Origin of the sequence: Luteococcus peritonei (assembly GCF_039526385.1) — a bacterium.
Taxonomy (GTDB): Bacteria; Actinomycetota; Actinomycetes; order Propionibacteriales; family Propionibacteriaceae; genus Luteococcus; species Luteococcus peritonei.
The window spans coordinates 180,762-193,868 of record NZ_BAAAIX010000007.1 but is presented as its reverse complement, the minus strand read 5'-3'; the positions used below and the strand labels follow the sequence as shown (position 1 = coordinate 193,868).

Annotated in this window: 13 protein-coding genes; 3 read left to right on the top strand and 10 right to left on the bottom strand. The window is 70.4% G+C overall.

Translation table 11 applies throughout. The features are described from left to right. Positions 1 to 127: 127 nt before the first annotated feature. The 3 genes from ABD073_RS03310 to clpB all read right to left on the bottom strand — a co-directional run bounded on the left by ABD073_RS03310 (position 128) and on the right by clpB (position 4,029). Positions 128 to 931, bottom strand: a complete 804-nt coding sequence (locus ABD073_RS03310) for a spermidine synthase (RefSeq protein ID WP_343872371.1) — start codon at positions 929 to 931, stop codon at positions 128 to 130. Positions 932 to 953: 22 nt separating this feature from the next. Next, positions 954 to 1,343, bottom strand: coding sequence for a hypothetical protein (locus ABD073_RS03305; protein ID WP_343872369.1), 390 nt, complete (start codon positions 1,341 to 1,343; stop codon positions 954 to 956). 103 nt (positions 1,344 to 1,446) lie between these two features. Further along, on the bottom strand, positions 1,447 to 4,029 hold the full coding sequence (gene clpB, locus ABD073_RS03300; protein WP_343872368.1) for an ATP-dependent chaperone ClpB: 2,583 nt from the start codon (positions 4,027 to 4,029) through the stop codon (positions 1,447 to 1,449). Positions 4,030 to 4,184: 155 nt separating this feature from the next. Here clpB and ABD073_RS03295 point away from each other — a divergent pair, with 155 nt between their 5' ends. Further along, positions 4,185 to 4,433, top strand: a complete 249-nt coding sequence (locus ABD073_RS03295) for a hypothetical protein (RefSeq protein ID WP_343872367.1) — start codon at positions 4,185 to 4,187, stop codon at positions 4,431 to 4,433. Positions 4,434 to 4,521: 88 nt separating this feature from the next. Here the strand turns inward: ABD073_RS03295 and nadE are convergent, their stop codons facing one another. The 5 genes from nadE to ABD073_RS03270 form a co-directional block, all read right to left on the bottom strand. Next, the gene (gene nadE, locus ABD073_RS03290; protein WP_343872366.1) at positions 4,522 to 5,343 is read right to left on the bottom strand and encodes an ammonia-dependent NAD(+) synthetase; all 822 of its coding nucleotides are present in this window, start codon (positions 5,341 to 5,343) and stop codon (positions 4,522 to 4,524) included. 17 nt (positions 5,344 to 5,360) lie between these two features. Beyond that, positions 5,361 to 6,272, bottom strand: a complete 912-nt coding sequence (locus ABD073_RS03285) for a sensor histidine kinase (protein ID WP_343872364.1) — start codon at positions 6,270 to 6,272, stop codon at positions 5,361 to 5,363. Between the two features lie 16 nt (positions 6,273 to 6,288). Then, entirely contained in the window at positions 6,289 to 7,125 is an 837-nt protein-coding gene (locus ABD073_RS03280; protein WP_343872363.1) for a hypothetical protein, read from the bottom strand. A 1-nt stretch (position 7,126) separates the two neighbouring features. Beyond that, a complete protein-coding gene (locus ABD073_RS03275) occupies positions 7,127 to 8,038 on the bottom strand; it encodes an ABC transporter ATP-binding protein (protein ID WP_343872362.1) in 912 nt (303 codons plus the stop codon). Between the two features lie 81 nt (positions 8,039 to 8,119). Continuing rightward, the gene (locus ABD073_RS03270; protein ID WP_343872361.1) at positions 8,120 to 8,809 is read right to left on the bottom strand and encodes a response regulator transcription factor; all 690 of its coding nucleotides are present in this window, start codon (positions 8,807 to 8,809) and stop codon (positions 8,120 to 8,122) included. Between the two features lie 58 nt (positions 8,810 to 8,867). Between ABD073_RS03270 and ABD073_RS03265 the strand changes: the two genes are divergently transcribed. After that, positions 8,868 to 10,436 carry an aspartate:alanine exchanger family transporter gene (locus tag ABD073_RS03265; protein ID WP_343872360.1) on the top strand — a complete coding sequence of 523 codons (1,569 nt, stop codon included), beginning with the start codon at positions 8,868 to 8,870 and terminating at the stop codon, positions 10,434 to 10,436. A 196-nt stretch (positions 10,437 to 10,632) separates the two neighbouring features. Here the strand turns inward: ABD073_RS03265 and ABD073_RS03260 are convergent, their stop codons facing one another. Together ABD073_RS03260 and ABD073_RS03255 are read right to left on the bottom strand one after the other, a co-directional pair. Next, a complete protein-coding gene (locus ABD073_RS03260; protein WP_343872359.1) occupies positions 10,633 to 11,880 on the bottom strand; it encodes a sensor histidine kinase in 1,248 nt (415 codons plus the stop codon). 36 nt (positions 11,881 to 11,916) lie between these two features. Beyond that, positions 11,917 to 12,123 carry a hypothetical protein gene (locus tag ABD073_RS03255; protein WP_343872358.1) on the bottom strand — a complete coding sequence of 69 codons (207 nt, stop codon included), beginning with the start codon at positions 12,121 to 12,123 and terminating at the stop codon, positions 11,917 to 11,919. A gap of 172 nt (positions 12,124 to 12,295) precedes the next feature. On the opposite strand from ABD073_RS03255, the gene ABD073_RS03250 reads away from it, so the two are divergent. After that, entirely contained in the window at positions 12,296 to 13,066 is a 771-nt protein-coding gene (locus ABD073_RS03250; protein WP_343872357.1) for a response regulator, read from the top strand. Positions 13,067 to 13,107 lie beyond the last annotated feature (41 nt).

Sequence of the window (13,107 nt, the reverse complement as noted above, 5' to 3'; positions counted from 1 at the left end):
CATGCTGCCATCTTTCCGGGTGAACAACAAGACGGACGTCCGTCATGGACGCCGGATCTCCAGTGATGGTTGAGCAAGCTCGCCGCCGGAAAACCCCCACGCCAGCACCGGGCAGCGGCAGGAGGGCCTACTCGAAGAAGGTGCGTCCCGCCGGAGGCCCCGGGGAGCGCTCGCCGGTGCCGTGGAAGGGCTGGGCCCCTCCCACCAGCCGGGCCAGGTGCTCGCCGTGCACCAGCCGGTAGGGGAAGACCGCACCCGAGGCCGCCCGTTCCAGCTCGGCCACCGGCAGGGCCACCGGGCTGGCGGCGATCACCACGTTGCCGAACCGACGCCCCTTCAGCGTGGCGGACTCCGCGGCCAGCATGGCGTGGCCGAAGTAGCTGCCCACCCCCGCCAGCAGGCGTCTGGTCCAGCCGAAGGGATGGGTGTCGGTGACGTTGAACAGCAGCAGCCCGTCGGAGTGCAGCACCCGCCGCACCTGGGCCAGGAAGTCCACCGAGGCCAGCTCGCCGGGTACCCGGGCCCCGTCGAAGGCATCCACCACGACGATGTCGGCGAAGTCCTCGCGCATGGCCGTGACCCCCTCCAGGCCACCCACGGGGCGCACCTTGATGCCGGAGGTCCGGGGCAGCGGGATCTTCTCGCGCACCTCGGCGGTGAGCGCCTCGTCGGGCTCCAGCACGATCTGCGGCGAGGTCGGGCGGGTGTGCGCCACGTAGCGGGCCAGGGTCATGGCGGCGCCACCCACGTGCACGACGCGCAGCCGCTGGCCGGCCGGGGCATGCCGGTCGATCTGGTCCGCCAGACGCTGCATGTAGTCGAACTCCAGGCGGGTGGGATCGGCGGGATCCACCCAGCTCTGGTCCGCCCCGCCCACACGCACCACCCAGGCACCGGGCGTGCTGGGATCCGGCAGGACGCGTTCGGTCATCCCGCGAGTCTAGCCACGAGCCTCAGCTCACCGGGCAGCTCAGGTCCCAGCCACTGCCGCGCACCGTTCGACCCACCAACTTGCCGTCGACGTACCAGTTGTTGCCCCCGTCGACCTCCTGCATCGTGGCCGACGGGAACCTCACCTGGATCTCCGCGTCGTCCACCGGGCAGTTCTTCGGCAACGGGGTGCGACTGGCGGACGGGCTGGCGCTCGCCGAGGCGGAGGGCACGGACGAGCTGCTCGCCGTGGGCTGGGAGACCGAGGTGCTCGGGCTCGCGCTGGGGGCGCTGGTGGCCGCCGGCGCCAGGGGGCCGGCCTCAGCCACCTGGGAGAGCGCGAAACCGCCTCCCAGCAGGCCCAGACCGATCACGACGGCCAGGGCGGGGCGGGCGCCGACAGAACTATGCATGTGATCAGACTAACAGCGGTGCCGTCGGGCGTCACGGGTCGCCCGGCCCGGGACACGGCGCTGCCCGCTCCCCCGAGGGAGCGGGCAGCGCGCGCTCGTGGACTCAGACGATGACCAGACCGTCGTGCTCCGGCGTGGCGTCGAAACTGACGGTGTCGCCGTCGACGATCTCACCGGCCAGCAGCTTGCGGGCCATCTGGTCCTCCACCGTGGACTGCACCAGGCGGCGCAGCGGGCGGGCACCGTAGACCGGGTCGAAGCCCGCCTCCGCCAGCCAGGCCTTGCCCTCGGGCGTCACCTGGATGGTGATCCGACGCTCCGCGAGCCGGGCGTTGATCTTGGACAGGTTCGTCTCGACGATGTGGGTCAGGTCCTCCTGGGTCAGCGGGTCGAACATCACGATCTCGTCCAGCCGGTTCAGGAATTCGGGACGGAAGGCGCCGCGCACCACGCCCATCACGGCCTCCCGCTTCGCCTCGGCGGCGAGCGACTGGTCGGCCAGGAACTGGCTGCCCAGGTTGGAGGTGAGGATCAGGATGGTGTTGCGGAAGTCCACCGTGCGGCCCTGGCCGTCGGTGAGCCGGCCGTCGTCCAGCACCTGCAGCAGGATGTTGAACAGGTCCGGGTGCGCCTTCTCCACCTCGTCCAGCAGCACCACGGAGTAGGGCCGACGGCGCACCGCCTCGGTGAGCTGGCCGCCCTCCTCGTAGCCCACGTAGCCGGGCGGGGCACCCACCAGGCGCGAGACGGAGTGCTTCTCCGAGTACTCGCTCATGTCGATGCGGATCATCGCGGTCTCGTCGTCGAACAGGAAGTCCGCCAGGCTCTTGGCCAGCTCGGTCTTGCCCACGCCGGTGGGGCCCAGGAAGAGGAAGCTGCCGGTGGGCCGGTTGGGATCGCTGATCCCGGCCCGGCTGCGACGCACCGCATCGGCCACCGCGTTGACCGCGGCCTTCTGGCCGATCAACCGCTCGCCGATGTGGTCCTCCATGTGCAGCAGCTTCTCGCTCTCGCCCTGCATCATCTTGCCGACGGGGATGCCGGTCCAGGAGCTGACCACCTCCGCAATGTCGGAGCTGCCCACCTCCTCGGAGACCATCGAGGTGCGCTGCTGCTCGGCCTCGGCCTCGCTGGCCTGCTCCAGCTCCTTCTCCAGGGCGGGGATCTGCCCGTACTGGATCTCGGCGGCCCGGGCCAGGTCACCCTCGCGCTGGAAGCGCTCGGCCTCGCCGCGGAGCTTGTCGATCTGCTCCTTGAGGTCACCGACCCGGTTCAGGCCGGCCTTCTCGGACTCCCAGCGGGCCTCCAGGGCGCGCAGCTCCTCCTCGGCATCGGCCAGCTCCTGGTTCAGCCGCTCCAGCCGGGCCCTCGAGGCGGCGTCGGACTCCTTCTCGACGGCGAACTGCTCCATCTTCATCCGGTCCACCTGGCGACGCAGCACGTCGATCTCCTCCGGGCTGGAGTCGATCTCCATCCGCAGCCGGCTGGCGGCCTCGTCGATCAGGTCGATGGCCTTGTCGGGCAGCTGCCGGTTGGTGATGTAGCGGTTGGACAGGCTGGCGGCGGCCACCAGGGCACCGTCGGTGATGCGCACCTTGTGGTGCGCCTCGTAGCGCTCGCGCAGGCCACGCAGGATGGCGATGCTGTCCTCCACCGTCGGCTCACCGACGTAGACCTGCTGGAAGCGACGCTCCAGGGCCGGGTCCTTCTCGATGTGCTCGCGGTACTCGTCCAGCGTGGTGGCGCCGATCATGCGCAGCTCGCCGCGGGCCAGCATGGGCTTGAGCATGTTGCCGGCATCCATGGCGCCCTCGCCGGAGGCACCGGCGCCCACCACGGTGTGCAGCTCGTCGATGAAGGTGATGACCTGGCCCTCGGCATTCTTGATCTCCGCCAGCACGGCCTTCAGCCGCTCCTCGAACTCGCCGCGGTACTTGGCACCGGCCACCATGGAGCTCAGGTCCAGGCTGACCACGCGCCGACCCTTGAGGGAGTCGGGCACGTCGCCGGCCACGACTCGCTGCGCCAGGCCCTCGACGACGGCGGTCTTGCCGACGCCGGGCTCACCGATCAGCACCGGGTTGTTCTTGGTGCGGCGCGCCAGCACCTGCACGACGCGGCGGATCTCCGCATCACGCCCGATCACCGGGTCCAGCTTGCCCTCCCGGGCGCGCTCGGTGAGGTCGACGGAGTACTTGTCCAGGGCGGACTCGCCACCCTCTGCCTCCGGGGATGTGACGCGCTTGTCGCCGCGCGAGGCGGCGAAGGCCTCGTTGATCTTGTCCACCGTGACGCCGGCCTCGGTGATGATCTTGGAGGCGTCGGAGGTGATGGCGGCCAGGCCGAGCAGCAGGTGCTCGGTGGAGACGTAGTCGTCGCCGAGCTGGTCGGCGCGGATCTCGGCATCGGCCAGCACGCGGGCCAGGGCTCCGGAGAGCTGGGGCTGGCTGACGGAGCTGCCCTGGGCGGAGGGCAGCTTCTTGATGGCGGCCTGGGCGGCGGCGTCGATCCGGGCGGGATCGGCGCCGAGGCCGGCCAGCAGCGGACCGACCGTGTTCTCGGGAACCATCAGCAGGGCATGCAGCAGGTGCACGGGCTCGGCGGTGGGATTCCCGTTCGCCAGAGCATTGCGGATCGCAGCCGAGACCGCGTCCCGGCTCATCGTGGTGAGCTTCTCGGTGTCCATGTGTCCTCTAGGTTGAGTGGTCCTGGCTCAAGTATGGAACCCGATCGGATCCAGTTCAAGCCAAAGTTGAGTTCACCTGACTCAACCTTGATCCGACACCGAATATTCCCTGCAGGGCAACCCGTCGTTCGCGGGGCCCGCCTAGCGTCAGGGCCATGGCAGCAAGCACTTCGCCACCACCTTCCTCGCCCTCTCCTCCTTCCCCCTCCCCCGACGCCCCCGCGCTGACGCTGGCCCTGCTCACCCTCACCAGCCTGCTGGCGCTGTTCGGCTGGCAGGTGCTCGTCCAGCAGGCCGCCGCCCGCGAGGCGCTCTCGCTCGCGGTCCACCTCACCCTCGCCCTCGCACTGCTCGCCTCGCTGCCACTGGTGGCCCTCGCCCTGTTCCGGGAGCGCTCCCGCTGAGCTCCAGCAACCCAACAGGCCCCGTCCCGGGCGGGATGGGGCCTGTGGCGTGCGGCTCGCGACGGAGCTGCCTGATCGCGCGGGACGCTCAGCGCCACCAGGTGTCGGCGATGGTCACCGGGGTGGTGCGCTTGTGGCGGCTGCGCAGGTACTTCTGCTCCAGCTTCTCGGCCACCTCATCGGGGATCGTCTCGCCCTGCAGGTAGGCGTCGATGTCGTCGTAACTGATGCCCAGCTCGTCCTCGTCGGTGCGCAACGGCTTGCCGTCCAGCAGGTCCGCGGTGGGCACCTTGGCCCAGAGCCGCTCCGGGGCGCCCAGGTGCTGCAGCAGCTGGCGGTTCTGGCCCTTGTCCAGACCGAAGAGCGGCAGGATGTCCGCCCCGCCGTCACCGAACTTGGTGAAGAAGCCGGTGACCGATTCGGCCCCGTGGTCGGTGCCGATCACCAGCAGGTTCCGCTCGCCGGCGATGGCGTACTGCGCCACCATGCGCATCCGGGCCTTGACGTTGCCCTTGTTGAAGTCGCTGATCTGGAGGCCCATGGCCTGTTCGAAGGCCTGCTCCATGCCGTCGGTGGCGGGCTTGATGTTGATGGTCACCTCGGTGCCGGCGGCCACCCAGTCCATGGCGGCTGCGGCATCGGCCTCGTCGGCCTGCACACCGTGCGGCAGGCGCACCGCGACGAAGTCCGCCTCGACGTCCTCGGCGCGCAGCCTGTCGACGGCCATCTGGGCGAGCCGACCGGCCAGGGTGGAGTCGATGCCACCGCTGATGCCCAGCACGAAGCCGGCCGTGCGGGTGGCCCTGAGGTAGTCGCACAGGAAGGCGACGCGTCGCTCCACCTCGGCGGCAGGATCGATCGTCGGGCTGACGCCCATCTCCTCGATGATGGTCTTCTGCAGTTCACGCATGGCCACAGCGTACGACCTCAGGCGCCGGCCAACGGCAGGTCCACGACGACGCGCAGCCGTCCCGCGGAGACCGCCGCGTGCACCTGCCCGCCCATCTGGCGCACCAGCTCCTTCACGATGGACAGACCCAGCCCGGCATGCGCTCCGGTCCGCGCCGGGTCGGCGCGGTAGAAACGCTCGAAGAGGTGGCCGGCCGCCTCCGGGTCGAGCTGCGGGGCATCGTTCGCGATGCAGAGCACGGCCCGCTCCCCCTCCCGGCCCAGACGGACCTGCACGTCGTCGTCGCCGTGCACCAGGGCGTTGGCCACCAGGTTGCGGACCACCCGTGCCAGGGCGGTGGTCTCGGCCTGCACCAGCAGGGGCTCGGCCGGCACGTCCACCCTCGGCTCGATCCCCTTGGTCCCGAAGGCGACGTAGAAGCCCAGCAGCGCCTCGGTCACCACCCGGGTGGCATCCACCGGCCCGAGCTCCAGCTGGCGTCCCCCGGCGTCGAGGACGCTGAGCTCGAAGAAGTCGTCCACCAGCCGTCCAAGATCGTCGACGCGTTCCAGCACGGTCTGCAGCCGTCTGGGTGAGGTGTCCGCACCGGCCCCGTCGCGCTCCACCAGCTGCAGGTAGCCGCGTACCGCGATCAGCGGGGTCTTGAGGTCATGGGAGATGTCGGCGATCTCGCGGCGCAGCCGGGCCTCCCGCGTGGCGGTGGCCACCTCCTCGGCGCGCAGTTGCGCCAGCGAGGAGTCCACCGCCGCCACCAGGTGCTCCAGCTCGTCGTCACGCACCACCAGTTCCAGCGGCTGGCGCGAACCACTGCACCGATGCCCCTCCACCTGGCGGCGCACGTCGCGGATCTCCCGACGAAGCCCGAACAGGCGCATGACGGACCAGATCGCCAGGGCCGCGCACACCGCGGCCACGATCCAGCCCGTCATGGCGCCAGTCTTGCAGTCAGCTCAGTTCCCGCCGGCGAAGCCACGCGAGACTGGCCGCCACCAGCACCACGCAGCCCACCGCGAACATGAGCCAGGTGTGCCCCACGATCTGCGGCTCCGCCCAGAAACGCGAGACCCGGTTGAGGTGCCAGACCGGGTTGATCCCCTGTGCCAGGTCCGCGATCCGCGAGGGATGGGAGCGCACCAGCACGCCGATGATGGGCGCGACCATCACCATGACGACCAGCAGGACCAGTGAGGCCACCCGGGAGCGGGTGACCAGGGCCACCAGGCTGATCAGCAGCATCAGCACCACCTGCGCCGGGTAGAGCAGCAGGCACAGCCAGGCCCACCGCCGCAGCCCGGCGGCGTCGATGGAGGCATCCTCACGCACCAGGACCAGCCCCAGGGTGATGGCATTGTGCAGCACCCACAGCAGGCCGGTGACGAGCACCGCCAGCAGCACCTTGGACAGGTACAGGCGGGTCTGGGACTGCCCCTGGGCGACGGCGATCTTGGTGATCCCGTTGTGGTCGTCGGCGGAGGTGATCATCATCCCGGTGATGGGGATGGCGAACATCGTCACGGCCGTGAAGCAGACCGCCGAGTAGACCAGCTCCCAGAACATGGGGTGGGCGGGGTCGGCATAGGCGAAGCCGACGAAACCGTCGAGCAGCGGGACGCCGTCCTTGCTGGCGATGGGTCCGCCGAAGGCGAAGGAGGCGGAGGTGTGGTCGGCGAAGTTGAACAGGCAGAACAGGCCGATCACCACGACGAAGACCACCCCGGTGGTCCGTGCGAAGCGGGACCGCAGGAAGCGGTAGGCGTCGGCACGCAGCATGTTGGCGAACATCTCAGGCTCCCTTGACGAGGTCGGTGAAGTACTCCTCCAACGAGGCGCCACGCACCTCGAGGGCGCTGACCTGCACGCCGGCGCCCACCAGGGCGGTGTTGATCCTGGCCGACGCGTCCAGGTGGTCGCTCAGCAGCAGGCTGTCGTCGTCGGCGATCCGGTAGTGGCGAATCCCCAGCTGTTCCTCCAGCACGGTCGTGGCACGCGCGACGTCGTCCACGTGGATCCGCAGCGTGCGCTGGCACTGCTCGTGCAGGTCGGAGGCAGTGAGCTGGCGCACCAGCCGGCCCTGGTGGATGAAGCCGTAGCGGGTCGCGAACAGATCGAGCTCGGCCAGCAGGTGCGAGGAGATCAGGATCGTGGTGCCGTCCTCGTGGGCCCGGCGCACCAGCTCTTCCCGGACCCGGGTCATCCAGGTGGGATCCAGGCCGTTGACCGGTTCGTCGAGGATGAGCAGTTCCGGGCGTCCCAGCAGGGCGATGGCCAGACCGAGGCGCTGCCGCATGCCCAGGCTGAACCTGCCGGCCTTCTTCGTGCCGGTGTCGGTCAGGCCCACGATCTCGAGCGCCTCGTCGGTCCAGTGCTTGCCGGCCAGCCCTCGCTGGATGCGCAGCGCCTCCAGGTTCTGCCGGGCCGTCAGGTCCAGGCTCAGCGCCGGCGACTCGATCAGCGCGCCGATCCGGGGCCGCTGCCGCACGGCTGCCGCCCCCGTCGCCCCGAACAGCTCCACCAGGCCCGCCGTGGGGCGGGCCAGGCCGGTGAGCAGCCGGATCAAGGTCGTCTTGCCAGCACCGTTCTGCCCCACCAGGCCATAGATCTCTCCTCCTGGGATCTCGAGGCCCACGTCGTCCAGGGCCCTGACCTTGCCATAGGCCTTGGTCAGTCCCTGGGTCCTCACCACCATCTCGTCCATGACCACGAGCTTGCTGGACAGTTGTCAAGCAATTGTGAAGAGGCGCCTCAAGACTTTGCCAAGAACTCCACCAGGCTGCTGCTACTGCTCCCGCAGGGTGTAGCCGATCCCCCAGACCGTGCGGATCGGATCAAGACCGACAGCATTCTTGATCTTGCGACGAAGGTTGTGCATGTGGGTGTTGACGGTGCGCTCGTCATAGCCGTGCGCCTCGCCCCAGACCTCCGCGTGGAGCCGGGCCTTGGGATGCACGATGCGCGGGTCACGGATCAGCGCGGTCAGCAGCCCGAACTCCGTCGCGGTCAGGCCGAGGTCCACCCCACCGGCGGTGGCCGTGCGGGCGTCCTCGTCGAGCTCCAGCCCGGCATGGCGGTGGACGGTCCGCGCCGTCGCGGTTCCTCCCGAGCGTCGCAGTGCCGCCTCGCAACGGGCCACCACCTCGTCGATGTCGAAGGGCTTGGTGACGTAGTCGTCGGCGCCCAGGTTGAGCAGGTCGATCTTGGTGCGGGTGGTCTCCCGCGCCGAGACGATGATCACCGGCACCTGGCTCTGGGCGCGGATGGAGCGCAGCACCTCGTCGCCGCTCTTGAAGGGCAGCATCAGGTCCAGCAGCACCAGGTCGGGCTGCTCGGCGTGGGCCAGCCGCATCCCGTCGGTGCCGGTGAAGGCCTGCACCACCCGCATCCCGCGCTCGGTGAGGATCTCGGCGAGCAGGCCGCTGGCCTGGCGGTCGTCCTCGACGACCAGGACGGTGGGTCGCTGGCTGTGCACGCGCCCCATTGTGCCGCCGAGCGGGCAGAATGGGGCAACGCCCCACCCGTGGAGAGAGATGTTGGACTTCCTGGCCACCCATCCCCTGCTGACCCTGATGGTGGTCCTCTCGACGGGGGCCCTGCTCGGCCAGATCAGGTTCGGTCCGCTGCGCTTCGGCGCCGCCGGCGCCCTGTTCATGGGCCTGGTGATCGGCGCCGTGGACGGACGCCTGGGCGAGGGCCTGGGCGTGGTCAAGAGCCTGGGCGTGGTGCTCTTCTGCTACACCGTCGGGCTGGCCGCCGGCTCCACCTTCCTCTCCGACCTGCGCCGCCAGTGGGCGCTGATGGTGGCCGGTGTCGTCGGTCTGGTGGCCATGGCCGCCACCGGGCTGGCGCTGGGCCGCCTGCTGGGCCTGGAGCCCGCCCATGTGGCGGGCGCCTTCGCCGGGGTACTCACCTCGCCGGCCATCGACGCGGCCATCACGGCCACGAACGGCTCCGGCGACACCCTGGTGGGCTATGCCCTGGCCTATCCCACCGGCGTGGTGGTGGGCATGCTGGTCGTCGCGCTGGTGGTGGGCCGACGCTGGCCCGGCAGCCGCGACAACCGCTCCCTGGCCGAGGCCGGGCTGACCGCGGTGACCACGCACGTCACCCGCGAGACGGAACTGTCCCAGGTGCCGGGTTTCAGCAGCCAGGCCGTGAAGTTCTCCTATCTGGAGCGCGACGGAGACATCCGGGTGGCGCGCGGCCACGGACCGCTGCTGGTGGACGACCGGGTGCTGGTGGTGGGCTCCCCCGAGGACGTGGCCCGCGCCGTGGACTTCCTGGGCCATGCCAGCGAACAGGACGACCTGACCCACCAGCGTCGAGATGTCGACTTCCGTCGCTTCCTGGTGAGCAGTCCCGCCGTGGTCGGGCGGACCATCGGGGAGCTGAACGTGCACGGTCGGTTGCACGGCATCATCACGCGGGTGCGCCGGGGTGATCTGGACATGCTGGCGCGCGAGGAGCTGGTGCTCCAGCCCGGGGACCGGGTGCTGGCGGTGGTCCCCCGCGAGCAGATGGACGAGGCGGTGGACTTCTTCGGTGACTCCGAGCGACGGGTCTCACAGGTCGACGCCCTCACCCTGGGGCTGGGCACCAGCCTGGGTCTGCTGGCCGGTGCGCTGGTGCTGCCGCTGCCGGGCGGGCTCCGCTTCAGCCTGGGTGCCGCCGCGGGGCCGCTGGTGGTGGGCATGGTGCTCGGCGCGCTGCACCGCACCGGCCCCTTCCGCTGGGACCTGCCGCAGGCGGTGAATGCCACGCTGCGCCAGCTCGGGCTGATGATCTTCCTGGCGGCGGTGGGCCTGGCCTCGGGCCCGGCCTTCGTCTCGCAGGCCTTCACCGGCACCGGCCTGCGGGTGGTGGCGCTCTCGGTGGTCAGCCTGCTGGTGGGTGCCGCCTTCGTGCTGGCCGGAGCCCGGTTGATCGGGCTCTCGGCACAGCGCGCCACCGGCGGCTTCGCAGGCTTCGTCGGACAGCCCGCGATCCTGGCCTTCGCCACCTCGCGGGTCAACGACGAACGGATCGAGTCCGCCTACGGTGCCCTGTTCGCCCTTGGCACCATCGCCAAGATCCTGCTGGTGCAACTGATCGCCCGGTGATCCCCCTGATCACCGGAGCGCGCCCGCCGCAAGGTGCGCATCCCGTCCCTCGTCGTCGGCCGATTGCCTTCGGTCCCAGCCGGTCGCAGCGTGGGCACGCGCCGGTGGATCAACCGTAATCCGAGCTTTTCCTTGTCACACAAGGATCTTGAGAAGACTGACCGAAAGTGAGTATGGATCGAAGAGCCAAGGGCGTCTACGATGCACCGCTCTCACCATCGCCCGCGACGGACGTGCCCCGGCGGGCGGACACCCGGGGCAGGCTCATCCGGATCACCCAGTCACCACCGCTCGGCCCAGCGCTCAGGGTGCCGCCGGTCAGGTCGACCCGCTCCGCGATGCCGCGCAGACCGTAACCCAGGGAGAGCCGGCCCAGCTGGCCACTCGCGCCCTGGCGAGCCAGCGGGCTGCGCACCTCCAGCTCCACCTCGTGCTCGCCGACGGCCACCTGGAAGCTGCACCAGGCGCCGGCCGGGGCATGGCGCAGGATGTTGGTGCCGGCCTCCTGCAGCACCCGTGAGACGGTGAGCTGCTCGCTCAGCTCCAGCCGGTCGGCCTGCTCGCCCACCTGCATCCGAGGGTGGAAGCCGTTGTCCGCCAGCGTCTCGGCCAGGTGGCCGGCCACGGTGGTCGGGGCGCTGATCTCGGCCAGGCGGTCGAAGCTGGTGTCGGTCTCGTCGTCGTCGCGCAGCACCTCCAGCAGCAGCTGCAGCTCGCCCAGTGCGGCCCCGGAGGCCTCGTCCACCCGGTCCAGGGCGGCACGCAGTTCCTCGGGATCCTCGGAGTCGCGGTGGCCCATGATCTGCAGGCTGATGATGCTGAGCTGGTGGGCCACCACGTCGTGCAGCTCCCGGGCCAGCGAGGCCCGTTCGTCGGCCCTGATCTTGGCATTCTCCAGCTCCAGCTCGTGGATCCGGGCCTGCCCCGCCCGGTGCTGGTCCATGATCACCCGCAGCGCCAGGCCGACGATGGCGCTGGCGGCCAGCAACACGAAGCGGGAGGCCAGGTCATAGCCCCCGTCGCCGGGCGGGCTGTTGCGCGCCACGAAGGCCACGATCTGCAGCACCAGCAGCCCGCCCAGCACCACGCAGGCCGCCGGCGAGAGCAGCGGCAGCAGCACGATGGGAAGCATGAAGTAGAGGTTGACCTCACCGCCGCGCCAGGGATGGATGGTGTTCAGCGCCAGGGTCAGCAGGCCCAGCACGCCGCCCAGCATCGGGCGCCAGCAGAGCACCACGCAGGCCGCCGTGGCCAGCGCGTGCATCACGATCATGGAGACCGACAGCGGCCCGTCCGGGTTCAGCACGGTGTCCACCAGGTCGACCAGGAAATAGGCCGAGACCAGCAACCGCAGCACGGTCCAGCCGTCCAACCGGCGGGGTCTCGCGGTGGGTTCGGGATCGCGCAGGACGGCACCGCCCAGCGACCGGAGGGGGTTGTTCACTCCCCAAGTCTGTCAGCAGCGGTGCGGCCCTGGAGCTCACTCGCCGGGTGCGGCGACAGCCTTGTTGCCGCACATCCGCGGCCAGATCTTGCAGACCAGCGCATCGGTCTGGTTCTCGCCCTGACCGATGGCGGTCTGCTCGCGGGACTCGTCATGGCCGTCGTCGGCCAGGGCCACGCCCGGCAGGCAGAGGCAGGCGAGGGCCAGCCCGGTGGCCAGACTGGTGCGCAGGGTCGTCTTCATGGGGTGCTCCACTTCAGGTGTTCGGGCCGGGGCCAGGGAGGGCCCACGGTCCTGGGCCCGTCGCGTCGGGCCGGGGTTCGGGCGCTGCCCCACCGGAAGTGCGGCTGAGTCCGTCCCCCGACCGGAACTCGATGGGTCCATCGTCCCATCCGACAGGGCCTAGGATCGTGCTGTGGCACAGGAATTCACCCCCACCTCACCCCGGGGCCGGGCGCGGCCGGCACCCCGGGCGATGCAGCACGGCGAGCCGCTGCTGGACGACGACGTCCGCAGCGTGCTGCTGGTCGACGACGAGGAACTGGTCCGCGAGTCCTTTCGCGCCTTCCTGGGCCGACAAGGCCGTTTCCACCTCGTCGGGGAGGCCACCAATGGTCGCGTCGGCGTCGAGGCCTATGAACGGCTGCGGCCCGACGTGGTGCTGATGGACCTGCGGATGCCGGTGATGGACGGCATCGCCGCCACCACCGAAATCACCCGCCGCTGGCCGGACGCCTGCGTGGTGGCGCTGACCACCTTCGGCAGTCGCGACTTCATCGTCCCGATGCTGCGCGCCGGGGCCGCCGGCTACCTGCTCAAGCACGCCGGCGCCAAGGCCGTGCTGGGCGCCATGGAGGCCGCCATCGCGGGCGACATGCCGCTCTCCCCCAGCGTGCGCCGCGAGCTGGTGCGCACCATCGGCAGCGGACCGGTGGACCATGCCCCCAGCGCCGCCCTGCAGGTCACCCCGCGCGAGCAGGAGCTGCTGCAGTGGCTGGCCCACGGGCTGTCCAATGCCGAGATCGGTGCCCGGATGTACCTCTCGGAGGGCTCGGTGAAGCAGTACCTGAGCAACATCGGCGAGAAGCTCTCGGTGCGCTCCCGCACCCAGATCCTGGTGCGCGCCATCCAGGTGGGCCTGGTGGACCCGCGCCAGCTGCCCCCGATCAGCGACCACGAGGGCTGAGGCCCGGACCTGCCGAAGGCCCCGCCCTCCTCGACAGCAGG

What these genes read in the sequence shown, in the direction of transcription:
- ABD073_RS03310 (WP_343872371.1), bottom strand. Translation starts at nt 931, where the DNA reads ATGACCGAACGCGTCCTGCCGGATCCCAGCACGCCCGGTGCCTGGGTG.
- ABD073_RS03305 (WP_343872369.1), bottom strand. Translation starts at nt 1,343, where the DNA reads ATGCATAGTTCTGTCGGCGCCCGCCCCGCCCTGGCCGTCGTGATCGGT.
- clpB (WP_343872368.1), bottom strand. Translation starts at nt 4,029, where the DNA reads ATGGACACCGAGAAGCTCACCACGATGAGCCGGGACGCGGTCTCGGCT.
- ABD073_RS03295 (WP_343872367.1), top strand. Translation starts at nt 4,185, where the DNA reads ATGGCAGCAAGCACTTCGCCACCACCTTCCTCGCCCTCTCCTCCTTCC.
- nadE (WP_343872366.1), bottom strand. Translation starts at nt 5,343, where the DNA reads ATGCGTGAACTGCAGAAGACCATCATCGAGGAGATGGGCGTCAGCCCG.
- ABD073_RS03285 (WP_343872364.1), bottom strand. Translation starts at nt 6,272, where the DNA reads ATGACGGGCTGGATCGTGGCCGCGGTGTGCGCGGCCCTGGCGATCTGG.
- ABD073_RS03280 (WP_343872363.1), bottom strand. Translation starts at nt 7,125, where the DNA reads ATGTTCGCCAACATGCTGCGTGCCGACGCCTACCGCTTCCTGCGGTCC.
- ABD073_RS03275 (WP_343872362.1), bottom strand. Translation starts at nt 8,038, where the DNA reads ATGGACGAGATGGTGGTGAGGACCCAGGGACTGACCAAGGCCTATGGC.
- ABD073_RS03265 (WP_343872360.1), top strand. Translation starts at nt 8,868, where the DNA reads ATGTTGGACTTCCTGGCCACCCATCCCCTGCTGACCCTGATGGTGGTC.
- ABD073_RS03255 (WP_343872358.1), bottom strand. Translation starts at nt 12,123, where the DNA reads ATGAAGACGACCCTGCGCACCAGTCTGGCCACCGGGCTGGCCCTCGCC.